The 25,093-nt window shown below is 66.7% G+C and carries 21 protein-coding genes; 13 read left to right on the forward strand and 8 right to left on the reverse strand.

Going from position 1 to position 25,093, the window contains the following annotated elements; translation table 11 throughout:
* The 4 genes from PMI40_RS19285 to PMI40_RS19300 are packed head-to-tail and all read right to left on the reverse strand — an operon-like array spanning position 1 to position 4,134.
* Positions 1-369, reverse strand: a complete 369-nt coding sequence (locus PMI40_RS19285; RefSeq protein ID WP_008118824.1) for a response regulator — start codon at positions 367-369, stop codon at positions 1-3.
* Between the two features lie 40 nt (positions 370-409).
* Positions 410-973, reverse strand: coding sequence for a hypothetical protein (locus PMI40_RS19290; RefSeq protein WP_008118827.1), 564 nt, complete (start codon positions 971-973; stop codon positions 410-412).
* Positions 970-1,689 carry a methyl-accepting chemotaxis protein gene (locus tag PMI40_RS24580; RefSeq protein WP_008118829.1) on the reverse strand — a complete coding sequence of 240 codons (720 nt, stop codon included), beginning with the start codon at positions 1,687-1,689 and terminating at the stop codon, positions 970-972. Before PMI40_RS24580 ends, PMI40_RS19290 begins: the two co-directional genes overlap by 4 nt.
* Positions 1,690-1,713: 24 nt before the next feature.
* Positions 1,714-4,134, reverse strand: coding sequence for a HAMP domain-containing protein (locus PMI40_RS19300; RefSeq protein ID WP_008118831.1), 2,421 nt, complete (start codon positions 4,132-4,134; stop codon positions 1,714-1,716).
* Positions 4,135-4,376: 242 nt separating this feature from the next.
* Between PMI40_RS19300 and PMI40_RS19305 the strand changes: the two genes are divergently transcribed.
* From PMI40_RS19305 to PMI40_RS19325, 5 genes are all read left to right on the forward strand, one after another.
* Positions 4,377-4,598, forward strand: a complete 222-nt coding sequence (locus PMI40_RS19305) for a hypothetical protein (protein WP_008118832.1) — start codon at positions 4,377-4,379, stop codon at positions 4,596-4,598.
* 56 nt (positions 4,599-4,654) lie between these two features.
* Positions 4,655-5,446, forward strand: a complete 792-nt coding sequence (locus tag PMI40_RS19310; protein ID WP_008118834.1) for an SDR family NAD(P)-dependent oxidoreductase — start codon at positions 4,655-4,657, stop codon at positions 5,444-5,446.
* 20 nt (positions 5,447-5,466) lie between these two features.
* On the forward strand, positions 5,467-5,661 hold the full coding sequence (locus PMI40_RS19315; RefSeq protein ID WP_008118836.1) for a hypothetical protein: 195 nt from the start codon (positions 5,467-5,469) through the stop codon (positions 5,659-5,661).
* 102 nt (positions 5,662-5,763) lie between these two features.
* A complete protein-coding gene (locus PMI40_RS19320) occupies positions 5,764-8,022 on the forward strand; it encodes a VTT domain-containing protein (protein WP_008118838.1) in 2,259 nt (752 codons plus the stop codon).
* Positions 8,019-8,804, forward strand: coding sequence for an endonuclease/exonuclease/phosphatase family protein (locus PMI40_RS19325; RefSeq protein WP_008118840.1), 786 nt, complete (start codon positions 8,019-8,021; stop codon positions 8,802-8,804). Before PMI40_RS19320 ends, PMI40_RS19325 begins: the two co-directional genes overlap by 4 nt.
* Here PMI40_RS19325 and PMI40_RS19330 read toward each other — a convergent pair.
* The 4 genes from PMI40_RS19330 to PMI40_RS19345 form a co-directional block, all read right to left on the reverse strand.
* Complete coding sequence (locus PMI40_RS19330; protein WP_008118842.1) at positions 8,801-9,175, reverse strand: hypothetical protein; 375 nt, start codon at positions 9,173-9,175, stop codon at positions 8,801-8,803. The two genes, PMI40_RS19325 and PMI40_RS19330, sit on opposite strands and share 4 nt — an antisense overlap.
* A 331-nt stretch (positions 9,176-9,506) precedes the next feature.
* Complete coding sequence (locus tag PMI40_RS19335; protein ID WP_369770852.1) at positions 9,507-10,127, reverse strand: TetR/AcrR family transcriptional regulator; 621 nt, start codon at positions 10,125-10,127, stop codon at positions 9,507-9,509.
* A 113-nt stretch (positions 10,128-10,240) separates the two neighbouring features.
* Positions 10,241-10,912: a signal peptidase I gene (gene lepB / locus PMI40_RS19340; protein ID WP_008118845.1), complete on the reverse strand. Its 672-nt coding sequence runs from the start codon at positions 10,910-10,912 to the stop codon at positions 10,241-10,243.
* 12 nt (positions 10,913-10,924) lie between these two features.
* Positions 10,925-12,337 (reverse strand): CoA transferase, encoded by a 1,413-nt coding sequence (locus tag PMI40_RS19345; protein WP_008118848.1) that lies wholly within the window; start codon positions 12,335-12,337, stop codon positions 10,925-10,927.
* Positions 12,338-12,626: 289 nt separating this feature from the next.
* Between PMI40_RS19345 and PMI40_RS19350 the strand changes: the two genes are divergently transcribed.
* The 8 genes from PMI40_RS19350 to PMI40_RS19385 all read left to right on the forward strand — a co-directional run bounded on the left by PMI40_RS19350 (position 12,627) and on the right by PMI40_RS19385 (position 25,023).
* Positions 12,627-13,139 carry a sigma-70 family RNA polymerase sigma factor gene (locus PMI40_RS19350; RefSeq protein ID WP_008118849.1) on the forward strand — a complete coding sequence of 171 codons (513 nt, stop codon included), beginning with the start codon at positions 12,627-12,629 and terminating at the stop codon, positions 13,137-13,139.
* Positions 13,140-13,173: 34 nt separating this feature from the next.
* Complete coding sequence (locus tag PMI40_RS19355; RefSeq protein ID WP_008118851.1) at positions 13,174-14,196, forward strand: FecR domain-containing protein; 1,023 nt, start codon at positions 13,174-13,176, stop codon at positions 14,194-14,196.
* A 110-nt stretch (positions 14,197-14,306) separates the two neighbouring features.
* Positions 14,307-16,763: a TonB-dependent receptor gene (locus tag PMI40_RS19360; RefSeq protein ID WP_040502446.1), complete on the forward strand. Its 2,457-nt coding sequence runs from the start codon at positions 14,307-14,309 to the stop codon at positions 16,761-16,763.
* 258 nt (positions 16,764-17,021) lie between these two features.
* A complete protein-coding gene (locus tag PMI40_RS19365) occupies positions 17,022-18,461 on the forward strand; it encodes an efflux transporter outer membrane subunit (RefSeq protein WP_008118855.1) in 1,440 nt (479 codons plus the stop codon).
* Between the two features lie 33 nt (positions 18,462-18,494).
* Positions 18,495-19,673: an efflux RND transporter periplasmic adaptor subunit gene (locus tag PMI40_RS19370; protein WP_008118857.1), complete on the forward strand. Its 1,179-nt coding sequence runs from the start codon at positions 18,495-18,497 to the stop codon at positions 19,671-19,673.
* Positions 19,670-22,813, forward strand: a complete 3,144-nt coding sequence (locus tag PMI40_RS19375) for an efflux RND transporter permease subunit (RefSeq protein WP_008118859.1) — start codon at positions 19,670-19,672, stop codon at positions 22,811-22,813. Before PMI40_RS19370 ends, PMI40_RS19375 begins: the two co-directional genes overlap by 4 nt.
* Before the next feature lie 108 nt (positions 22,814-22,921).
* Positions 22,922-23,614 carry a heavy metal response regulator transcription factor gene (locus PMI40_RS19380; RefSeq protein WP_008118861.1) on the forward strand — a complete coding sequence of 231 codons (693 nt, stop codon included), beginning with the start codon at positions 22,922-22,924 and terminating at the stop codon, positions 23,612-23,614.
* Positions 23,614-25,023 (forward strand): heavy metal sensor histidine kinase, encoded by a 1,410-nt coding sequence (locus PMI40_RS19385; RefSeq protein ID WP_008118864.1) that lies wholly within the window; start codon positions 23,614-23,616, stop codon positions 25,021-25,023. Before PMI40_RS19380 ends, PMI40_RS19385 begins: the two co-directional genes overlap by 1 nt.
* The last annotated feature ends 70 nt before the right edge of the window (positions 25,024-25,093 follow it).

Raw genomic sequence — 25,093 nt, forward strand, 5'->3', positions numbered from 1 at the left:
TCAGGCGCCGACCAGTTTCCTGAAGGTCGGCAATACCGCCTCGCCCTTGAATGGCTTGACGATCCAGCCCTTGATGCCGGCGGCCTTGCCGCGCTCCTTCATGATGGGCGAGTTCTCGGTGGTCAGCATGATGATATTGACCGCCGCGTTCCCCAATTCGCCGCGGATCTTCTCGGCCATGGTCAGGCCATCCATATTGGGCATGTTGACGTCCGATACCACCAGCTTGATACCGGGGTCAGCCTTGAGCTTGGCCAGGCCATCGCGCCCGTCCACGGCCAGCGCCACGTCGAGGCCATTCTTCTTCAGGAAGTCGCCCACTTCGGTGCGCACCGTGCTCGAATCATCCACTACCAGTATCTGTGCCATGGGCCTGTCTCTTTCGGTTCGGTTGTAGGGGGTGGGCGGCTCAGAACAGCTCGAGCTCGCCGGTATCGACTTCGATTTCCTGCGCCGACACCGCAAAGTCCATGTCGGCATGGGCCGAGATGCACAACGACACATGAAAACGGCGGGTATCCGGTATGTCCACCGCCAGGTGCCGCACGTGGGTCGCATTCAATGCCTGCAGGTAAGCCGCGCAACGGCTGTCGATCACGTTCGGGGTCGACATGCCCAGGTGCGGGAAGAAGTTGCCCAGGTCGCGATTGAGCACCCCGCAGCACAGGTTGCCGCATTCGGCGATGGCATCCATGAAGGCCTGGTCACCCAGCTCGCCCGGGGCGACCTGGTTCAGGCGCGCGAAGTGGGCGCGGGTGGCGACGTCAGGCGTGAAATGGAACATCAGCATGACCCGAAACAGATACGACGACACCGTCAGCACCACCATCTGGCGCTCGTCGATCCCGGCCAGGTCGGACAGCACCGTCAGCTCGGCCGCCTGCCCGGGCGGCACCAGGCTGGCGCGCAAGGCCTGGCCCAGCAGCAGGTCGAAGCCGTCCTGCGCCGACTGGCTGAGTACGGCCGGGCTCATGCCGCCTGCACCAGGCTGTCGCGCGTGCGACGATTGATCTGCTCCAGTCCGATGACGGCACCGACGATCATCTTGCCGCCGGCCTGCAGGTCCTGGAAGGTGGTGGTGGTGATGAGGTCGTTCTGGTACAGGTTGGCGCGATAGCTCTTGGACAGCTTCTCGGCCCGCTGCGCCAGCTCGCGCACCTCGGAGGCCACCACCGCGAAGCCGCGCCCATGGGCACCGGCGCGGGCGGCCTCGATGGATGCGTTGAGCGCGACGATGACCACCTGGCTGACGATCAGCGCAAATTCGTCGTTCTTGCGATGCATCTCGCAATTGTGGGCGATCAGCACGTTCATGTCGTCGTGCCAGCGCTCGAATGTACGCATCAACCCCAAGAGGCGGCCGATGATGTCGTGCGAGGCATCGCAGTTTTCCATCATGCGCGCCAGTTGCCCGGCATTGTCACGGCCCAGCTGCAGCATCGCCTGCTGCCCTTCCACCCGGATCTGCTGCAGTCGCTGTTCGTGCTGCAGCAGCTGCTGGGCCAGCGCGTCGCGCTGGGCGCTCACCTGCTGCTGTTGCTCCAGCGCGGCCTGGGCCTGGTGCCGCCATTGCTCGACCTGCTCAGGTTCGACCAGGCCGGCGCTGCGGCGGCGCTGACGCCGCAGCAGCAAGGCCAGCGGCGCCGCCCCCAGCAACATCCCCGACACGACTAGACCCACTTCAATCATCATCATCTGCTCGCTGGTCGTGGCTCACGCCACCCGGGGCGTGGTGCCCGATGGCAACGGCAACTCGGCCATGGCGTCGGCCTCGCCCACCGGATAGGGAACATCGATACCGTCGACTTCTACCGCAATGCTGTGCGGCAGCATCACCACCACCTGGAAGCTGCGCCAGGCCGCGCCCTCGGCATGGTCGGTAAAGCGCAGCTCGATGCGGCCCTGCTCGCGGGTGACGAAATCCACCACGGCATCCATGCCCACGCCACGGCCAGACACCTCGCTGACCTCGCTACGCGTCGAGAAGCCTGGCTGCAATATCAGGCGCGCGATCTCGGCGTCGCTCAAGGCCTGGTCGACCGTGATCAGGTTCTTCTCGATGCCGATGCGGCGCACCTGCTGCATCGCCAGGCCTCGACCATCGTCCGACAGGGCCAGGTGCAGCATGTCATCCATCACTCCCATCTCGATGCGGATCACGCCAGCTTCGGGCTTGCCGGCCGCAGCGCGCGCGTCGGGCTGTTCCAGGCCATGGTCGACCGCATTGCGAATCAGGTGCATGAACACGTTCTGCAGCATCGGTGCGGCATAGCCGTGCACCACATAACCGTTATCCTCCAACTCTACCCGCGGCGTGGTCTTGCCCAGCTCGGCCGCCAGCCGGGGCAACGACTCGGTCACCGGCGCCAGCACCTGCTGCATGGTCTCGGTGCCCAGCAGGCGCAAGGTCTGGCGCACCGCATTGCGCACCGCCACCAGCTCATGCAGGTTGGCGGTATTGACATTTTCCAGCCGTTGCAGGCTTTCGTGGATGTGCCGCCGGTCCACCAGCAAGGTGTGACGCGTCCGGCCGTCGACCACCTCGCCCGCCGTCGCGCCGCGTCCCAGGGTGACCTGGTCGATACGGGCATAGCGCTCCACCAGCTCGCGCACCTGTGCCAGCTGGCGCAACAGGTGCTGCTGGTCCCAGACCGCACCGCTATGGATATGGCGCAGGTCGTCGTAGTGCTGTTCGGTGTCGTGCACGGCGTTGGCCAGGTGCAGCAAGCCGTAGGTACGGGCGTTACCCTTGATGGTGTGCATATTGCGGAACAGCTTGGCGATGGCGAAGGCGGTCGCCTGCGGGTTCTGGTGCACGATCTGCTCGTTGTCGTCCAGGAAGCGGCGGCTGCCGGCGATGAACTCCGCGAACTTGGGCCCCGGCACGGCCAGGATCTCGCCGATCAGCTCCAGCTCGCGCTTCTGCTCGTTGGCTTCGGCGGCCAGCTGGCGCAGCTCGGTCACATCGCGTACGCACAGCATCAGTCGGATCACCATGTCGTTGTCATCGGTGATGGGCGACCAGGCCAGGTCGAGTATCTTGCGGCGGCCGTCGGCCATGCGCTTTTCGACCTCGCCCACCATCAAGTGCTCGTTGAAGGTGAAGTTCATCACGTCTTCGCCGATGCAGGCGCCGCCCAGCGCGGCGATCTGGGCCTTGGCATCGGCCCCCAGGCTGGAGTCGCCAAACACCAGCTCCATGAAGTCGCGCCCGGCCACTTCGGTGGTCTCGAACACGGTTTCCAGGAAGGCCGAATATTCCGGATGCACCAGGTTGCCGTCGACGATGGTCAGGATGCCCTGCGGGATGTTCTGCAGCATGGCCTGCATGTCGGCCGTCTTCTGGCGTACCTGCGCCGAGGCCTGCTCGATCTTCTCGACCATGCCGTTGAAGGCGACGATCGACTGTCCCACCTCATCCATGCGCTGCACCGGCAGGCGCCGTGTGAAATCCTGGCTGCCGGCGATCTCGCGCATCATGCCCGCCATGCGGCTGATGGGACCGGTGATCTGGCGATACAGCAACAAGCCGATGGCCGCCAGCAGCAGCACGGCAGCGGCGGTCACCACGGTGATGGTGGCGGTGGTGGTGGTCATGCGCTCATTGAGCGAGTTGATGGCCGCGTCCTTGAACCGGGTCTTTTCGATACGCAGCGTGTCGACGATACCTTCCAGTTCGCTCTGGTATTGCATCACGCCACCGAAGAACTGCGCCTGGGCGATCTCGTTCTTGCCGGCCAGCTTGAAGCTGGCGGTGGCATCGATGGCATTGAAATATTCGTCCAGGCTCTCGCTGGCCTGCTGGACCAGCCCGCGCTGGGCCACGCCCTCGGCTTGCCGCGCCTGTTCCCGCAGTGCCTTGTGCAGCACTGCCTTCTTCGCGGCCAGTTTTTCGTTCTCCTGGGCCACCAATTGGTTGTCGGCCTCGGTCACCATCACCATGGCGGCCAGTTGCACATCCTTGAGTTGGCCCATCAGGTCGGCCGAGGCCAGTACGCTGGGCATGACGCCCTCGGTGACCGACCTGACGGCCATAGCGCTGGTGCGCGACTGCTGCATCGCGTAGCCGCCGATGCCGGCGATGGCCAGGAACGTAAGCAGGACGAGCAAAGTGATGCGAGCGCGAATAGTCATCGAATTCCCCAGGTGGTCGATCAGCGGCTGCCGGTGCAACCAGGACAGGCTCGACCTGATGCGGGCGCATTGTTGCACCCGAGTATTACTGCCGCATGACAACTTCCGGCTGTCAGCTTGGCCGGAGTCGTCCTACATCACCTTGCGAGGCTGTCCGATGTGCTGTCACCGGCACCGGCATTAAGGTAGATCGTCGCTGGCAAACCTGCCAGTTGCCTGTGCAATCGATCAACGGAGGACATATGTCATCGACACCGTCGAACAAGGCCACACCGGCTGCAACGCCAGAGCGCGCTGCCACATCGCCGCAGCCCCGCCAAGGCGGCAATCCGTTTGCCGAACAAGCCGAACGCCGTCAACAGGCGATGGCCGCCGAGAGCGAGCGCCATGCCACCCATACGGCCCACGTCGAGCCCGGCAACATACCGATCCGGCAACCCAGCAAGACCCGCAACGGCGCTTGAGTCGCGCCCTTGTTGTGCCGCTAGTGATCTACCCGATTTACCCGTAAGGAGAAACCATGCCTACCCCCTCGCTGAACCCTTCCCACCTGAAACGCTTCAGCGACAAGGTCGTGGTGGTCACCGGTGCCGCCTCCGGCATCGGCGAGGCCACGGCGCGGCGTTTTTCGGATGAAGGCGCCAAGGTGCTGCTGGCCGATCGCAACGTGGCCAACCTGGTGCGGGTGCTCGACTCGCTGCCGGTCGAGCGCACCGCCGCGCGCGAGACCGACGTCTCGGTGCAGGCCCAGGTCAAGGGCATGATCGAATTTGCCATCGAGCGCTTCGGCAAGATCGACGTACTGGTCAACGATGCCGGCATCCATGCCGCCGGGGACGTCACCGAGGTGACACCCGACGATTGGCAGCGCGTCATGGCGACCAATGTCGATGGCGTGTTCTTTGGCGCCCGCGAAGCGGTGCCGCACTTGCAGAAAAGCGGCGGCACCATCGTCAATGTGGCGTCGGTGTCGGGCCTGGGCGGCGATTGGGGCATGAGTGCCTACAACACCTCCAAGGGCGCGGTGGTCAACCTGACCCGGGTGCTGGCGATGGACCTGGCGGCCAAGGGGGTGCGCGTCAACGCCGTATGCCCCACCTTCACCCATACGGCGATGACGGCCGATATGGAAGACGATGCTGCGTTGATGCAGAAATTTGCCGAGCGGATCCCGCTGGGCCGGGGCGCGCAAGCTGTCGAGATCGCCGCCGCCATTGCCTTCCTGGCCAGTCCCGATGCCGGATTCATTACCGGCGTGAACCTGCCGGTCGATGGCGGCCTGACCGCCTCCAACGGCCAACCCGCCCAATGACAGATGATCGAGGAGCCATCATGACGACCAACACCAGTCCACTGGCGCAGGAATACGCCAACTCTACCGAAACCGCGCTGGATCACGCGCATCCAGGTGAACTGGAGCGCGCCCGTCGCGAAGGCGACAGGAAAAAACCGGAACGTGCCGACAGCAAGGCCGGGGCCGAAGCCGCGGCGAGCGAGGAGCATCCGATCTCGGTCGGCAAGCCCTGATTCGGGTGATCGCCCAACCCCATGACCGCCACCGTTGGCGGTCTTGTCACACCCGCGCTGCAAGCTCGGCAACATGACAATAATTGATTTTTTGGAGTCGACATGTCCCAAGCTGCCCCACCCGACCTGGAACGTGGCCTGCTCGAAGCCGGCCGCAATTGCTGGCGCCTGGAGCATGCCGACCGATTCAAGCTGCTCATCGATGGCGCGGCGTATTTTCGCGCCTTGCGCCAGACCCTGCTCAACGCGCGGGAGACGGTGTTCATTCTCGGCTGGGACATGGACAGCCGAACCGACCTGTTGCCCGACGGTGGCGACGACGACGGTTTTCCCCGGCAACTGGGCGATTTCCTGCACGCGCTGGTGGCGGACCGCCCCGCACTGCATATCCAGGTCCTGAACTGGGACTACGCCATGCTCTACGCGCTGGAGCGCGAATGGATGCTGGCCCGGAAGCCCGGTCGCCCACGCAATGCGCGGCTGCGTTTCCATACCGATTCGCGCCATCCCGTGGGTGCCTCGCATCACCAGAAGATCGTGGTGGTCGACGACCGGGTGGCCTTCGTCGGCGGCCTCGACCTGACCCGCTGTCGTTGGGATACCCCCGACCACGCCTGTGACAATCCGCTGCGCCGCGACCCCGATGGCAAGCCCTATGCGCCTTTCCACGATGTGCAGGCCATGGTCGACGGCGATTGCGCGCGGGCGCTGGGCGAGCTGGCCCGGCGCCGCTGGAAGCTGGCCGGCTATGCCGCATCGCGCCAGGTGCGGGGGGCAGACCATGGCCAGGGCGATCCATGGCCCGCGGACCAGGTACCGGACCTGCAGGATATCGAGGTCGGCATTTCGCGTACCGAGCCGGCCCATGACGGCCGCGCCGGCGTGTTCGAAGTGCGCCAGCTGTACCTGGACGCGATTGCCCAGGCGCGCCGCTTCCTGTTCTTCGAGAACCAGTATTTCACCTCCAACGTGCTGGCCGACGCGCTCGGCGAGCGGCTGCGCCAAGCCGATGGACCCGAAGTAATGGTGGTGTCGCCCCATACCCAGAGCGGCTGGCTGGAGCAGGCCACCATGGGCGCCTTGCGCGCGCGCATCCATCACCGGCTCAAGGGCGCGCTGGCCGGGCATGGCGAGCGCGCCCTTGCCCGCTATCAGATGTATTGTCCGCAGTTGCCGGGCCAGACCGATGGCTGCCTCAACGTCCACAGCAAGGTGTTTGCGATGGACGATCGCCTGTTCTCGGTCGGCTCGGCCAACATGAGCAACCGATCGATGGCCTTCGACACCGAGTGCAATCTCACCATCGAAGCCAGCGGCAAGCCCGAGCGCCGTGCCGAGATCCGCGCCGCGATCGCATTGATGCGCGACCGCCTGCTGGCCGAGCACCTGGGGACCGAACCGGTGGTGGTGGCCGAACACATCGCCGCCAGCGGTAGCCTGCACCAGACGGTCAGTGCGCTGCACCGCGACGACACCCGCAACATGGTGCCGCTGCAGCCACGCCTGATCCCGGAACTGGACGCCCTGACGCCCGAAAATGCCGTGTTCGATCCGGAACGGCCGATCAGCCCCGACGAAGTGGTCGACGCCTACGTACCGCACAGCGCTCGCAAGCCGGTGCCGCGCCGCATGGTCGGCCTGGGCATGCTGGCGGTGCTGCTGGTGGCATTTGCGCTGGCATGGCGTTTCACCCCCCTGAGCGACTGGATCAACCTGGGTTCGCTTATCGCCTTGGCGCGCAGCGTCGACAAGATGCCCTTCACGCCGGTGATCGTGATCGCCGCCTTCGTGGTGGCGGGCATGCTGATGGTGCCCATCACCGTGCTCATCGCGGTGGCGGGCGTGGTCTTCGGCCCCATGATGGGGGGCCTGTACGCGATTGCCGGCGTGCTGCTCAGTGCGGCGCTGGGCTTCGTGCTGGGACAATGGCTGGGGCACGATGCCTTGCGCCAGATGCTGGGTCCGCGCATCAACAACCTCAGCCGCCGCTTCGCCCAGCGTGGTATCGCCGCCATGGCGGTGATCCGGTTGTTGCCGATCGCCCCCTTTACCGTGGTCAACGTCGTGGCGGGCGCATCGCACCTGGGGCTGCGCGACTACATGATCGGCACCTTCGCCGGCATGGCGCCCGGCATCGTGCTGACCGTGATGTTCTCGCACAACCTGGCCGAGGCGATCCGCCATCCGAGCCTGCAATCGGTGCTGGTGCTGGTGGCAGTGACCGCCGCGTTGATGCTGACCGCATTCGGGCTGCAGAAGCTGCTCAAGCCGCGCCAGCAGAAGCGCCCCGCTGCCGCATCCACGGCAGCGGACAACGACCACATCGCATCGGGCCACCCGCTGCCGGCCGAGGCCAAATGACGCCTACCGCGTTGATGCCTCCGCGCGACCCGTTCGCCACCCCGGAGGCCGAGCCGGGAGGGACGGGTACCACCGAGTCCGCCGCCGCCGACAATCCGTGGCCCCTGACGGTGGCCACCTATAACATCCATAGTGCGGTAGGCACCGATGGCCGTTTCGACCCCGAGCGCATCGCCGCCGTGCTCGACGAGATCGACGCCGATGTGATTGCCCTGCAGGAGGTGCCGCTGGGCGGAAGCCGGCAAGCCAACGTACTGGAGCTGCTGCGTCAACGCACCGGCTTTCACGCCGTCGCCGGTCCCACCATGGCGAGCGCCGAAGGCAGCTACGGCAATGCAGTATTGAGCCGCTATCGGCCACTTGCCAGCGAGTGTATCGACCTGTCGTTCGGCAGCCGCGAACCGCGTGGCGCGGTCGACGCCGACATCGATTGCCATGGTCACCTGCTGCGCGTGGTGGCCACGCACCTGGGCCTGAAGCCGGCCGAGCGACGCGACCAGATCCGCCGCCTGCTGCAGGCCTTCGACACCGACCGGGCGCCGGTGATCCTGCTGGGGGACGTCAACGAATGGTTTGTATGGGGACGGACGCTACGCTGGCTGGTATCGCATTTCGAGGCCGCACCGGCGCCGCGTACCTTTCCCTCGCGCTGGCCCCTGTTTTCGCTCGACCGGATCTGGATCAGCCCGCGCAACCGCTTGCTGCAGGTGGACGTGCATCGCACGCCGCTGGCGCGCCTGGCCTCGGATCACCTGCCGCTGGTGGCGCATATCGACGGCTAGCGTCGGGCCGGCGGCCTGGGCCCGAAGTGGCGCCCCCACAGCTTGAAGGCCAGCGCGCCCCAGATCAGCAGGACCAGGGTGTTGGCCGGCAGCCAGATCATCTGGGTCCAGAAGTAATCGCTCACCCAGCGCGCCACCGTGGCGCGGCAGGCGCAGTAGTCCTCGCCCACCAGCACGCCGCCGTCGGTGACGATACTGTTGTACTGGCTCCAGACGAATGCCTGGACAAATGGAATCATCACAAAGCCCACGCCGCACCAGCGCCGCACATGGCGCGCTCGCCGCTGCAGTACCCGTGACGCAGCCGACAGGCATGGCATGGCCGCCGCATGGCCGCCTGCGATATCCGTGCCGCTTGCCTGGTCGTGCATAGATCCCCCGTGCACTCGCATCCTAGTCTTTCCCCTATCCCGCCCACTGGTCGCTCGATGGCGCCCTGTCCCATATGGCGATAGTCGTCCCGCCGGCCAGGAGGGCAGGCGCTGTAGTCATCAATCTGGTGAAAGGTAAAGCAGCGGAAGGGAAAAACCGGCATGACTGCGTACCAGCTAATGGCACGCGCAGGCTGACGCCCCAGATCCAATACGATACGTTTCGTCTCGGATTCTAGGTGTAATTAACATCGCGTTCAATAAAATTTACGCTTCTTAGCTTGCCGTGTGTCTCTTTAAAGTTGTGTGAAAGGCAATCCGGTGGGCTTGCTTACTGCAACGAAGGCGCCGGCGCGATACTGCCCAGCACCAGGTCGAGCTGGGCTTTTACCTGCCGCTCTTCGAAATCGGCGCTGCCGGTGAGCAGGCGTTGCAGAAGCGGCGCATAGAGCAGGTCGAACACCAGGTTCAGGTCGAGCTCGGCGCGGAACTCGCCGGCCTGCACGCCACGCTCGAGCACCGTCACCAGCGCTGCCCGTCGCGGTGCCAGGTAATTGTCGTTGAAGATACGCATGGTGTCGTCGTCGAACTGGGCCAGCGCGATCATTTCGCGCACCACCCGGCCGCTTTTTCCGCGCAACAACTGCGACAGGTGTGCAATATGCAGTTCGAGGTCGTTGCGCGCCGACCCGCTGTCGCCGATGGCGGGCATCGGCTCGACCGCCCGCAACAGTGCTTCCATGACCAGGGCGCTCTTGTTGGACCACCAGCGATAGATGGTGGCCTTGCCCACCCCGGCGCGCGCGGCCACACCTTCCAGCGACAGCTTGTCGAAGCCGATTTCCTCGAGCATCACGTAGGTGGCATCGAGGATGGCGTCGTGGCTGACCGCATTACGGCGGCGGCCGGTGGCCGGATCGGAAATGAAGGTGAGAGAAATGATGCGCTCCAGAAAAAGAAACCAGACTGTCCCGAGCCTTTAACGGCAGGACCGCAAACAACTTGAGCCATTTTCTGTGCGGCGACGAAGATTTCGTTGAACTTATACCAGGCGGACATTGCAAATCAGGGGGTTTGCCACCCTTGGTCCAGGCGCTTGCCGGTGCGCTCCAGGCGTGGCAGGTAACCGTGCTCGCTATCGAGCGAAAAGGCGATGCGCCGGGTGCGCCCCATCAATTCATCGCGGGCGAAGAAGCCGTAATAGCGCGAGTCGGCGCTGTCATCGCGGTTGTCGCCCAGCATCAGGTAGTGCTCGGGCGGCACCACCACCGGCCCATAGCTGCTGCGCAGGCCCGGATTGGCGTGCGCCAGGCGCACCAGGTGCGACATGCCATCGAGCCGCTCGTCGCTGTAACGGGCATCGTCGACGCCGTCGCCACTGGCCGGCGCCACGGCCACCGGGTCGTAGCGGGCGGCAGCGCCGTTGATGGTCAGCACGTTGTCGCGCAACGCGATGACGTCGCCGGGCAAGCCGACCACGCGCTTGAGCAGCAGTTCGCCGGCCTGGCGCGAATCGACCGTCACGATGTCCCCGCGCTGCGGCTCGCCCAGCCGCGCCAGGCGGATATGCGTCAGTGGCAGGCGCAGGTCGAACGCCATCTTGTCGACCAGGATGCGGTCGCCGGCCAGCACCGTCGGCATCATGGAACCACTGGGCACGACGTTGTAGTCGGCAATGGCGCTACGCAAGGCCACCATCATCAGCACGAACGCCAGCCAGGCCTTCAATGACTTCATCGTTTCACCGTCTCACCGTTGCGCCCATGCCGCCGGCGCACTGCCCAGCGGTCCGGCCGCCAGTGTCCACCGCACCGGCACGCCGTCGATCTCGAGCGCGGTGCGCAGGCGTCTTGCCGGCCCCCAGGCCGTCTGTTCCAGCCACTGGTCGAGGTCGCCGGCGCGCTCGGGCGCCAGCGCCTGCTGCGCCTGCGGCGGCTGGCAAGTCAGCAGCACCGCCGTGCGCGCCAGCGACATGCGCCAATCGCTGCCCGCGCCTTGCTGCCAGCGGCGCGTGAGCCCGCGCAGGGCGGCCGCTGCCATCAGGTATCCGGTGGCGTGGTCCAGCGCCTGCACCGGCAATGGCGTAGGCTGGTCGCGGGCGAGCCGATGCATACCGGCGTGGGCGATGCCGGCGCTCATCTGCACCAGGCTGTCGAAACCCCGGCGGCCGGCCCAGGGGCCGCTCCAGCCATAGGCGTCGAGCGCGACATCGACCAGCGCGGGATTGCACTGGCGGCGCCAGTGCCGCCCCAGGCCCAGGCCTTCGAGCGCACCGCCGCGGTAGCCATGCACCAGCACATCGGCCTGTTCCAGCAATGCCACGAACACCGCCCGCTGCGCCGGCACGCGCAGGTCTAGCCGCGCACAACGCTTGCCCAGTGTCATGTCGGGCACCACCCCGGGCTCGTCCCACCAGTGCGGGTCGATCCGCAATACCTCGGCACCCAGCCCGGCCAGCATCCGGGTGGCGGTGGGCCCGGCCAGCACCCGCGTCAGGTCGAGCACGCGCACGCCGGCCAAGGGGCGCGCCGGATCGGGGTTGCCGCTTGGGCGCCAGCGCGCCTCGAAGCGCTCATGCGCCACCAGCGCCTCGCTGGCCACGGCCTGGCCCTGCGGATGCGCCTGCCACTGCGCCTGGCTGCGCATCTCGGCCGCGCAGCCGCCGTTGTCGACGATCGCCTGTTCCAGTTCGATGCCGCGCCAGCCGGCCACCGCGCTGGCAACCTGCTCGCGCTGCGACTGCGGGTCCAGCCCCAGCACCTGCAGCGCCCTGGCCCGATGATGCGGGGCATTGGTATGCAGCCGGATCCAGCCATCGCCGCAGCGATAGTCCCCCGCCACGGCGTCCCATAATGCCGGCGGGGTCCAGCCCTCAGGACGTATCGAGCTGGAAAACCACATCGACGCCAGGCGCCGGTCGCAGCGCACGGCGCGCCCACGACCACCCATGGCCTGGGCCAGTTCGCCTGCCGCCAGCCCGGCCGCGGCAATCGATGCCTGCGCCAGGTCGCTCACCCCGAACACCGACGGCAGGTCGCCGTGGCCGGCCAGCTGCACCCCCGCCAGTTGCGTGGCGTCGCCGTCCAGCGCCTGCCAGATCAGCGATAGCATGTGCCCCGCCAGGGGCGCGGCAGCAGGGTTCGACGGCGAAGAATCATCCATGATCGTTCCTTGTTATGGCTTCACGCCTGCAGTCAGGCGCACCATTATTGCTCGTCCTGCAAAATCGCGCGCGGCACCGCTTGGTTACTCCTGCCTTGGCTGGCGCGGTGGATTTACATCATCGCGTCATGCATGATTGCGAATAAGAATTGTTCCAACTATAATCAGCGGCTTGCGCACTGCCGTTTGCGGCACGACGCCAGTCCTGATCCAGCTGCTGCCGCCACGATCATTGCCCGGGCGCCATTGCGTTCGCTCCGTCCAATTTCCCGTCCGATAGCCTGCCATCGTGGCCAATTCCAGCAATCCGCCCCTGGGCGATCCTTTCGAGCAGGTCTACAGCAACCATCATGGCTGGCTGCACACCTGGCTGTGGCGGCAGCTCGGTTCGCGCGACGATGCCGCCGAACTGGCGCACGACACCTTCCTGCGCCTGCTGGCCAGCCAGCAATCATCGCAATTGCAGCAACCGCGCGCCTACCTGCGCACCGTGGCACACGGCTTGCTGGTGAACCACTGGCGTCGGCTGGAACTGGAGCGGGCCTACCTGGAAGCGCTGGCCGCGCGGCCCGAGGCGCTGCAACCGTCGGCCGAGCAACGCTCGCTGGTGCTGGAGACGCTGCAACGTATCGATAGCCTGCTCGACCGATTGCCGGCCCGTGCGCGGCAGGCCTTCCTGCTGTCCCAGCTCGATGGCATGACCTACCTGGCCATTGCCGGTGAACTGGGCGTGTCCGAGCGCATGGTCAAGAAGTACATGGCCCAGGCGATGTTGCAGTGCATGCTGCTGATCCAGTCCTGATCCTTCCCCCTACCGCTTCTGCTCGCCATCCGCCATGCACGACCGCCTGCACCTGTCCCGCCCCGCCGAGCTGCCGATGGCTGCCGAGGCGCCCACGTTCGAGCAGTTGCAGCAGGCCGCCGAGTGGTTCGCGATACTGCGCGCCGATGACGCCGACGCCACCCAGCAACAGCGCTGGCACCAGTGGCTGGAGCGCGATGCCCGTCACCATGCAGCCTGGAAGCGGGTCGAAGCCGTCAATGCCGAATTCGGGCTGCTGCCCGCCTCGGTCGACCACCGGGTACTGTCGCGCGATGGCAGGCGTCGTCGGCGCGTGGTCAAGACGCTGGCCTGGCTGGCCACCGGAGCGGGAGTGGCGGGTTCGCTGGGCAGTACGCCGCCGGTACGCGACTATGTAGCGGGGCTCGACGCCCAGTTCCGCACCGCGCGGGGCCAGACCAGCCAACAGCAGCTGGCCGATGGCAGTACCTTGTGGCTCAACACCGCCAGCGCCGCCGACGCCGCCTTTGACGACCAGCTTCGGCGCATCGCGCTGTACCGGGGCGAGATCATGGTCCAGACCGCGCACGATGCGCACCAGCCGGCGCGGGCGCTGGTGGTCGATACCCGGGCCGGTCGCATGCAGGCCCTGGGCACGCGGTTCCTGGTCAGGCTCGAGGGCCAGCAGGTCGGCTTGACGGTGCTGCAGGGCCGGGTCCGGATCACCCCTGCCGGCGCCGGCCTGGCGGCCTCGCGGGTGATCCAGTCCGGGCAACGGGTACGCTTTGATCGCGATGGCATCGGCGCCGCTGGCGCCGCCGACGACAGCCATGCGGCCTGGACCCGGCAATTGCTGATGCCCGACGGCATGCGCCTGGATGAATTCCTGGCCGAACTGGCGCGCTACCGTCCGGGCTACCTGGGCTGCGCGCCCGAAGTGGCTGGCCTGCGGCTGGTCGGGGTGTACCCCATCGGCGACACCGATCGCGTGCTCAGGGCGCTGGAAGCGACACTGCCGGTGCGCGTCAGGCGCATCTCGCCGTGGTGGGTCACGGTGCAGCCGGCCGCGCCCAGTTGAAGCACGCAGTTGAAGCAAATCGCCCGGGATGTTGCCCTTGCGGTTCCCTTTTTTGCGCTTCGCTTGGCATTGCTGGTATCAAGCCACCCGACTTCGAGAAAGCAAGCACCATGCGCTGTGCGCCCCCTGCCCGCCCCTGCCGCCCCACCCGTATTGCCGCCATGCGCACGCTGTTGGCTGCCGTCGGCCTGGGCTTGCCCTTGCTGAGCGCGCCGCCGGCGCTGGCGCAGGGCAGCACGCCACCGGCCAGCCAGGTGCGCGGCTACCTGGTGGCTGCCGGCCCGCTGGGTCGAGCGCTGCGCCAGTTCGCCGCTGACGCCGGCATCCTGCTGTCGGCCGATGCCCGCCTGACGGCCGGCAAGCACAGTGCCGGATTCACCGGCAATGCCAGCGTCGAACAGGCGCTAGAGCGCTTGCTGGACGGCACCGGCCTGGCCGCGGTGCGCCAGCCCGATGGCGGTTTCGTGGTGATCGATGCCGCCGCCACCGGCGCCAGCGCCGAGGGCCGCTTGCCGCAGGTTGCGGTGCTCGCGACGGCCAGCGACCAAGCCGACGGCACCTATCGTGCCGTACCCGATGCCAGCACCCTGCGCGGCAATGCCGCGCCCCTCGAGGTGCCCCAGGTGGTCAACGTGGTGCCGGCGCAGGTGCTGCGGGACCAGCGCCCACGCAACCTCGACGACGCGTTGGCCGGCGTGTCGGGCCTGACCCAGGGCAATACGCTGGCCGGCACCCAGGACACCATCATGAAACGTGGCTTCGGCGGCAACCGCGACGGTTCCGTCATGCGCGACGGCATGCCACTGGTGCAGGGGCGCGCCTTCAACAGCACCGCCGACAGCGTGGAAGTGCTCAAGGGCCCCGCCGCGCTGCTGTATGGCCTCATGGATCCGGGCGGGGTGGTCAACATCGTGACCAGGAAGCCGCAGTCGACCCGCTACGACCAACTGTCGTTCACCGGTTCGACCTATGGCCACGGCAAGCATGGCGGCCAGCTCACGCTGGACAGTACCGGGCCGATCGCCGACAACGGGCTGGCCTACCGGCTCATCGTCGACCGTACCGACCAGAACTACTGGCGCGACTTCGGCCAGGTCCAGGAGACCCTGGTCGCGCCCTCGCTGGCCTGGTACGGGCCCGACACCCAGGCAGTGTTGTCGCTGGAACAGCGTCGATACCTCTATCCGTCCGACCGCGGCACGTCGATCGACCCGCGCACCGGGCGGCCGCTCGACATCCCGCCCGAGCGCCGCCTGGACGAGCCATACAACGTCATGCAGGGCACCAGCGAGACCGCCCAATTGACGCTGGACCACCGCATCGATGCGCACTGGAAGGGCCACCTGGGCCTGAGCTACAACCGCGACGCCTATGACGCCAACCAGATGCGCATCACCGCCGTCGACCCGGCCGCCGGCACGCTCACACGAGGCAACGACGGCACCCGCGGTGCGGTCTCGACCGACAGCTACGCGATCGGCTACGCGGCCGGCTCGCTGGAACTGGGTGGCTTTCGCCACGACCTGCAACTGGGCGCCGACATCGAATACCGGCGCATCTACCGCCGCGACCTGGTGCGCGGCGCCGTCGGCAGTTTCAGTTACCTCGACCCTGCCTATGGCCGACTTTCGCCGTCCAGTGCGGTGTCGGATCCGGACAGCGCCCAGACCGACCTGCTGCACAACCGATCGCTGTTCATGCAGGATGCGCTGCACCTGGGGCAGCGCTGGATCATGGTGGCCGGCTTGCGCTACCAGGACTACCGCCAATTGGCCGGACGCGGCCGTGCATTCAACGCCAATACCGACCTGTCGGGCCAGAAGTGGCTGCCACGCGCCGGCCTGGTCTTCAAGCTGGCGTCGCAGCTGTCGCTGTACGCCAGCTACAGCAAGTCGCTCAAGCCGACCGCCACCATCGCGCCGCTGGCCAGCGGCGCCGTCATCGATTCGGCCGTTGCACCGGAACAGGCAAGCGCCTGGGAAGGCGGCATCAAATATGACCATCCCGATGGCCTCACCGCGACCCTGGCCGTGTTCGACATCCGCAAGCGCAACGTCCTGGTATCGCAGTTCAACAACGGCACCGGCCTGACCGAATGGCGGACCTCGGGCGCGGCGCGCTCGCGCGGCATCGAACTGGACCTGACCGGCCAGTTGAGCGAGCGCCTGGCGCTCATCGGCAGCTTCGCGCAGCTCGACGCCAGGACCACCGAAGACCCGCTGTATGCCGGCCTGCGGCTGTGGAACGTGGCCCGGCGCACCGCGTCGCTGTCGCTGGCCTATGATGCCGGCGCCATCGCCGGCGGCGACAAGCTGCGGCTGGGCGGCGGCGCACACCATGTAGGCCAGCGTCCGGGCGACTCGGCCAACAGCTTTCTCCTGCCGTCATATACCGTGGCCGACGCCTTTGCCACCTACGACACCCGCATCGGCGGGCGCGACCTGAGGTTCCAGTTCAACATCAAGAACCTGTTCAACAAGACCTACTACACCTCCAGCGCCAACCAGTACTTCGTGTCGCTGGGCGAGGCCCGCCAGTTCTCGCTGACCACTTCGCTGGCGTTCTGAGCAGGCACGCCGGCGGCGGCGCCCCAAGCTGTCAGAAATGTCATCCAGACGTCAGCCTGACGTCGAGCACCACCGCTTACAGTGAAATCCTGTGCCGGCCATGGCGGTCCACGCGCATTGGGGTGCGTTGCCGCCAGCCGGTCGTCGTCACCTTTCATGCGCCCTATGCCCGACCTGTTCCGTCCTGATGCAGCCAGTGCCAGCGTTCGTCGTTTCACTCATCCAACAACCACGATCCCCTTCCGCGCCAGACGGGGAATGACGACGCTGCTGCTGGCGGCATCGCTGGCCGGCTGTGCGGTCGGGCCCGACTATGTCACCCCGGCCATGGAGCTGCCGCAGGCCTACAAGGAAAACGGCCCCTGGAAGCTGGCCACGCCCGGCCAGATCGACCCTGGCCAGCGCTGGTGGCAAGCCTATGGCGACCCCCAGCTCGATGCGCTCATCGAGCGCGCCAATGCCGCTAACCAGAACATCGCCCAGGCCGAAGCTCAATACCGCCAGGCCAGCGCCGCGGCGCAATTGGCCCGTGCATCGTTGTGGCCGACCGTCGGCGCCAACCTCGGCGCCAGCCGGGCGCAAACCAATGCCAACGGCGTGCAACGCCTCAACGACACCTATAGTGCCGGGCTCAATGCCTCGTGGGAGGCCGACATCTGGGGCCGCATCCGGCGCTCGGCCCAAGCCGGCGACGCCACTGCCGAGGCCAGCGCGGCCAACCTGGCGGCGGCGCGCCTGTCGATCCAGGCCACCCTGGCCCAGAACTACCTGCAACTGCGCGTCACCGACCTGCAACGCGACCTCTACCGACGCACCGTGGATGCCTATACCCGGTCGCTGCAGCTGAGCTCGCGCCAATACGACGCCGGCACCGCGCTGCGCTCGGACGTGGCGCAGGCCGAAACCCAGCTGCGCTCGGCCCAGGCCCAGCTGGTCGACCTCGACGCCACCCGCAACCAGCTCGAACACGCCATTGCGATCCTGACCGGCCAGGCGCCGGCGATGTTCTCGCTGGCCCCATGGCCGGCCGCGGCCGGCCAGTCCGAACAGCAGGCGATGGACGCCAATGCCGCCCAGCTGCAGGCCAGCCTGCCGCAGATTCCCGTCGGCCTGCCGTCGCAACTGCTGGAGCGGCGTCCCGACATCGCCGTGGCCGAACGCCAGGCAGCCGCCGCCAACGCCAATATCGGCGTGGCGCGCGCGGCCTACTTCCCGACCTTGACGCTGTCGGCCAGCGGCGGCTACGGCAGCGTGGCCTTTGCCCAGTTGTTCGATACCCCGAGCCGGGTGTGGTCGCTGGGCTCGGCGCTGGCGGCGACCCTGTTCGACGGCGGCGCCCGCTCGGCCCGCAACGACCAGGCCGTGGCCGCCTTCGACGCGGCCGTGGCGCAATACAAGCAGACCGTGCTGGTCGGCCTGCAGGAAGTCGAGGACAACCTGTCGACCCTGCGCGTGCTGGAACAGGAAAGCGCACTCCAGGCGCAGGCGGTACGGTCGGCGCAACTGGCGCAGCGCCTGGCACTGAGCCAGTACCAGGCCGGCACCGTGACCTATCTGTCGGTGGTCACCACCCAGGCCACCGCGCTGACCAACCAGCGCACTGCAGTGACGCTGCTGGGACGCCAATTGCTGGCCAGCGTGGCCCTGATCAAGGCCACCGGCGGCGGTTGGCACCAGGCCGCCGACACTGCCCGTTAATCCCCTGCCCCCATCCCATTACGAGCTCCAGGCATGACTACCCGACCCAAGCTGTTGCAACGCCCTTGCCTCACCGTGACCATCGGCGCCCTGTTGCTGGCCACCAGCGCCGGCGGCGGCTGGCTCTATGCCCAGCGCGCCCAGGCCACCGCCAAGCCCGATGGCAAGCCGGCGCCGCCGGTCTCGGTAACGCTGGCGCGGGTGCAGCAACGCGACCTGCCGCTGTACCTGGCCGGGGTCGGTACCGTCACCGCCAACGCCAGTGTCACGGTCAAGACCCGCATCGACGGCCAGCTCGACCGGATCGGCTTCGTCGAAGGCGAAGAAGTCAGGAAGGGGCAGGTGCTGGCGCAGATCGACCCGCGCGCCCTGCAGGCCCAACTGGCCCAGGTGGAGGCCACGCGCGCCCGGGACGCGGCGCAACTGGCCAATGCACGCCTGGACCTGCAGCGCTACACCACGCTGCGCGCCCAGGACGCCGCCACCCAGCAGCAGCTCGATACCCAGAAGGCGCTGGTGAGCCAGCTCGAGGCGGCCGTCAAGACCGACGAGGCGCAGATCGGCTACGCCCGGGTGCAACTGGGCTATACCACCATCACCGCGCCGATCTCGGGGCGGGTCGGGGCGCGCCTGGTCGACCCCGGCAATATCGTCCACGCCAGCGACGCCACCGGGCTGGTGGTGATCAACCAGATCGATCCGATCACGCTGGTCTTCACGCTGCCCGAGGCCGCGGTGCCGGCCATCAACCGCGCCATGCAGCAAGGTAGCGAGCCGCTCAAGGTCAGCGCCTATGCCCGCGACTCGCAAGAAGCCCTGGCCAGCGGCAAGCTGGTGCTGCTGGACAACCAGATCAATACCGGCAACGGCACGGTGCAGCTCAAGGCCCGCTTTGCCAACGCCGGCCACAAGCTGTGGCCGGGGCAGTACGTCAACGTCCGCCTGCAGATGGACGCCCATGGCCAGGCGCTGACGGTGCCGGCTGCGGCCATCCAGCGTAACCAGCAAGGCACCTACGTGTACCTGGTCGATGACCAGGACCAGGCCGCCATGCAGCCGGTCAAGCTGGAGCGTATCCAGGACGGCATCGCCGTGCTACCCGCCGACGGCCCGCTCAAGGCTGACCAGCGCGTGGTAATCGATGGTCATTACAAGCTGCGCCCCGGCGCCCGGGTCATCGATGGCAGCGCTGCCAAGGGAAATGCCAAGTGAGTGTCTCGACCGCCTTCATCAAACGCCCCATCGGCACCACGCTGCTGGCCATCGCCATCCTGCTGGTCGGCGCGGCGGTGTGGCCGCTGCTGCCGGTGGCGCCCCTGCCGCAGGTCGACTTTCCGACCATCCAGGTGTCGGCCAGCCTGCCGGGCGGCAATCCCGAGACCATGGCCTCCAACGTGGCCCAGCCGCTGGAACGGCAGTTCTCGCTGATCGCCGGCTTGTCGCAGATGACCTCGCAGAGCGCACTGGGCACCACCCAGATCACGCTGCAGTTCGACCTCAACCGCAATATCGACGCCGCCGCGCTGGATGTGCAGGCCGCCATCAACGCCTCCACCGGGCAGTTGCCGGCCAACATGCCGAACCCGCCCACGTTTCGCAAGATCAATCCGGCCGATTCGCCGATCCTGATCATGTCGGTACAGTCCGAGGCCTTGCCGCTGACGGTGGTCAACGATTATGCAGACAATATCCTGGCGCAGCAGATCTCGCAGATCTCCGGGGTCGGGCTGGTCAACGTCAACGGCGCCCAGAAGCCGGCCGTGCGCATCCAGGTCGATCCGACCAAGATCGCCACGCTGGGGTTGAGCCTGGAAGACATCCGCGGCGTGATCGCCACCACCACCGTGAACCAGCCCAAGGGTACCGTCGATGGCGTGCGCCAGAGCTTTACCGTCTACACCAACGACCAGCTGCTCAAGGCCGAGCAATGGAACGACATGGTGCTGGCCTGGCGCAATGGCGCGCCGATACGGGTGCGCGATGTCGGCGTGGCCGTCGATGGGCCGGAGAACAACAAGATCGCCGCCTGGGCCTTTGCCGGCGCCGCCGGCCGCGAGGGCAACACCATCAGCAACGGGCGCTCGATCGTGCTGGCGGTGACCAAGCAGCCGGGCGCCAACGTGATCGAGACCGTGGGTCGCATCAACGCCGCCATGCCGCGCCTGCGCGCGGCGATCCCGGCGGCGATCCACATCAATACCCTGGTCGACCGCACCCAGACCATCCGCGCGTCGGTGGAAGACGTCGAATTCACGCTGGTCCTCACCATTGCACTGGTGGTGATGGTGATCTTCGTGTTCCTGCGCAATGTGGCCGCCACCTTGATCCCCAGCATCACGGTACCGCTGGCGATTTTGGGCACGGCCGCGGTCATGTATGTGGTCGGCTACAGCCTCGACAACCTGTCGCTGATGGCCTTGACCATTGCGGTGGGCTTCGTGGTGGACGACGCCATCGTGATGCTGGAGAACATCTATCGCTACGTCGAGGAGGGGATGGAACCGATGCAGGCCGCGCTCAAGGGCGCCGCCGAGATCGGCTTTACCATCATCTCGATCTCGGTGTCGCTGGTGGCCGTGTTCATTCCGCTATTGCTCATGGGTGGCATCGTGGGCCGGCTCTTCCGTGAGTTCGCCGTGACGGTGACGCTGACCATCGGGGTCTCGGTGATCATCTCGCTGACCCTCACGCCGATGCTGTGCTCGCGCTTCCTGAAGAACCAGCACGGCCAGCAGCACGGCCGCCTGTACCAGTGGTTCGAGCGTGGCTTCGACGCCATGCTGGGCGGCTACAAGCGCGGGCTGGACCTGGTGCTGCGCCACCAGTTCCTGACCCTGCTGGGCTTCATCGCCACGGTGGCGGTGACGGTGGCCCTGTTCGTGTTCATCCCCAAGGGCTTCTTCCCGCAGCAGGACAACGGCGTCATCGTCGGCTTTGCCGAATCGGCCCAGGACACCTCGTCCTCGGCCATGCACGAGCGGCTGCTCAAGGTGGCCGACGTGGTGCGCCAGGACCCCGACGTGCTCGGCTTTGCCATGAGTGCCGGCGCGACCACCTTCAACACCGGCCAGTTCTTCATCGCCCTCAAGCCCAAGGACGAGGGCCGCAGCGCCGACGCCGGCGAAGTGATCGCCCGCCTGCGCCCCAAGGTGGCGCGGGTGCAAGGGGTGAACCTGTTCATGCAGGCCAGCCAGGACATCAACGTCGGCGGCCGCCTGGCGCGCACCCAGTACCAGTACACCCTGACCGATACCGACCTCGACGAACTCAACACCTGGGCGCCGCGCATGCTGGAGCGCCTGCGCAAGTTGCCCCAGCTCACCGATGTCGCCTCGGACCAGCAGAACTCGGCGGCCACCGCCACCATCACCATCGACCGTGCGCGCGCCTCCAGCTTCGGCATCTCACCCTCGCTCATCGACGCCACCATCTATGACGCCATCGGCCAGCGCCAGGTCGCGCAGTATTTCACCCAGATCAACAGCTACCGGGTGGTGCTGGAAGTGACGCCCGAGCTGCAGAAGGACCCGGCGCTGTTCAACAAGCTCTATCTCACCTCGCCGGTGACCGGCCAGCAGGTGCCGCTGTCGACCTTCGTCAGCGTCGACACCACCCGTACCGGTTACCTGTCGATCAGTCACCAGAGCCAGTTCCCGGCCGTGACGATGTCGTTCAACCTGGCCCCGGGCGTGTCGCTGGGCGAGGCGGTCGACATCATCGGCAAGACCAAGGAAGACATGGGCGTGCCGCAAACGCTGGTGGGCAACTTCCAGGGTACGGCCAAGGCATTCGGCGATTCGCTGGCGTCGCAACCGTACCTGATCGCGGCCGCCCTGATCGCCGTCTATATCGTGCTGGGCCTGCTCTACGAGAGCTACATCCATCCGCTGACGATTCTCTCGACCCTGCCCTCGGCCGGCGTCGGGGCGCTGCTGATCCTGATGGCCGGCGGCTATGACCTGTCGGTGATCGCCTTGATCGGCATCATCCTGTTGATCGGCATCGTCAAGAAGAACGGCATCATGATGATCGATTTCGCCCTCACCGCCGAGCGCGAACGGGGCATGGCCCCGCAGGAGGCGATCTACCAGGCCTGCCTGCTGCGTTTCCGGCCGATCATGATGACCACCATGTGCGCCCTGCTGTCGGGCCTGCCGCTGATGCTGGGGCATGGGGCAGGTTCCGAGCTGCGCCGTCCGCTGGGCTTTGCGATGGTCGGCGGGCTGCTGCTGTCGCAGGCGCTGACCCTGTTCACCACGCCGGTGGTGTACCTGTACCTGGACCGCGCACATTATTGGTACATCAACAGGAAGCAAGCACGTATCGCGCGTCGCGCGGCCCGGCAGCATTGAAATGCGGCGGGCGCGTTAGAATCCACGGGTGCCCCGGCGCGCCGATGATCAACGATGAAATCGCTCATTGCGCTTGTTCATTGACCGCACAGGGCACGAGGAGACCAGATGAAGATATTGATAGTCGAAGACGAGCAGAAGATGTCCGATTACCTGTGCAAGGGATTGACCGAGCAGGGCTGCGCGGTCGACCTCGCCGCCAACGGCATCGACGGCCAGCACCTGGCGATCCAGCATGACTACGACGTGATCGTGCTCGACGTGATGCTGCCCGGCCTGGACGGCTTCTCGGTATTGCGCTCACTGCGCACCGTCAAGCAGACGCCGGTGATCATGCTGACCGCGCGCGACAGCGTCGAGGACCGGATCAAGGGCTTGCACGAAGGGGCCGACGACTACCTGATCAAGCCGTTCTCGTTTCTCGAGCTGCTGGCGCGCCTGCAGGCACTGACCCGTCGTGGGCGCGCGCAGGAACCGGCACAGCTGCGTATTGGCGACCTGCAGATCGACCTGCTCAGCCGCAAGGCGTTTCGCGCCGGCACCCGCATCGACCTGACCGCCAAGGAATTCGCGCTGCTGGCGGTGATGGCGCGACGCCAGGGCGAGATCCTGTCCAAGACCGCCATCGCCGAACTGGTGTGGGACATGAACTTCGACAGCAACACCAATGTGGTCGAAGTGGCCATCAAGCGCTTGCGCGCCAAGATCGACACGCCGTTCGAACAGAAGCTGCTGCACACCGTGCGCGGCATGGGCTATGTGCTCGAGCCGCGCGCCGCGGCCGACGCCGTGAGCGACTGATGCTGCTGCGCCAATCGATCACCGCGCGCCTGGTCTGGATGTCGGCCGCCTCGGCGCTGCTGATCTTCGCGCTGACCGGCATCGTGCTCTATGCCATGCTCAAGGGCGAGCTGCTGCGCCACGAACGCGACGGCCTGGCCACCACCCTCAACGACATCAGCTACCAGATCGGCCGCGCCGGCAACACCGAGCGCTGGGCGCGGGTGCAGACCAAGCTGGCGGCGCTGTCGCAGGCCGATACCCGGGTAGCGTTCTGGATCTCGGGCCAGGACCCGCGTTTCGTGTATGGCGAGCTGGGCCAGCTGGCCCAGCAAGGCGGCACCGCCGACAACAGCGTGGGCATGCTGTACCTGCCGGGCAAGCAATATCCGCTGCACACCATGAGCCGCACCCTGCCCGGCTTCGAGGAACGACCGCCGGTGCGGGTCACGGTCGGTATCGACACCGAACCCTATTTCGAGATGCGGCGCTCGTTCCTGGTGGCCACCGTGACCATGTCGCTGCTGGGCATCGTGCTGGCGGTCATTTCCAGCTACTGGATCGCCCGCGCCGGGCTGGCGCCGCTGCGCCGCATGTCGGCCCGGGCCCAGGACGTGTCGCCGCGCATGCTATCGGCGCGCATAGCGATCGAATCGCTGCCGCTGGAACTGTCGGACCTGGCGCGCGCCTTCAATGGCGCCCTCGAGCGCATCGAGGACGCCTACACCCAGCTTGAATCGTTCAATGCCGACGTCGCCCACGAATTGCGCACGCCGCTGGCCACCCTGATCGGCCAGACCCAGGTGGCGCTGGCGCGCGAGCGCAGCGCCGGCGAATTCAAGGACGTGTTGCAGTCGAACCTGGAAGAGCTCGACCGCATGCGCTCGATCGTCAACGACATGCTGTTCCTGGCCCGTTCCGACCAGGGCGAGGCGGCCACCGCGCTGGTCCAGGCGCGGGTGGCCGACGAAGTGCAGAAGACGGTCGATTTCTTCGAGTTCGTGCTGGACGATACCGGCCTGCGCATCGAGGTCACCGGCGACCTGGAGGCCAGCGCCATGATGGAGACGGCATTGTTTCGCCGCGCCCTGACCAACCTGGTCCAGAACGCGATCCAGCATTCGCCGCCGCAGGCCTGCATCGGCATCGAGATCGCGACCCAGGACGAGGGCGTGCGGGTGGCCGTGACCAATCCCGGCCAGGCCATCGATGCGCGCCACCTGCCACGCCTGTTCGACCGTTTCTACCGCGTCGACAGCGCACGCCACGACAGCAACGGCAGCCACGGCCATGGGCTGGGACTGGCGATCGTCAAGGCGGTGGCGCGCATGCATGGCGGGCGTGCCTTTGCCAGCAGCGATGGCGGCTACAACAGCATCGGCTTCACGCTGGCCGGCACCCCGCTGCCACATTCGCTTGCCATTTCTTGACACTGGTAAAGTCGGCAACTCGATCACGCAGTTGGCGGTCTGTCAGGTATCGTCAACAACGGAAAGAGAC

The sequence above is a fragment of the Herbaspirillum sp. YR522 genome, from assembly GCF_000282575.1.
GTDB lineage: Bacteria > Pseudomonadota > Gammaproteobacteria > Burkholderiales > Burkholderiaceae_D > Herbaspirillum.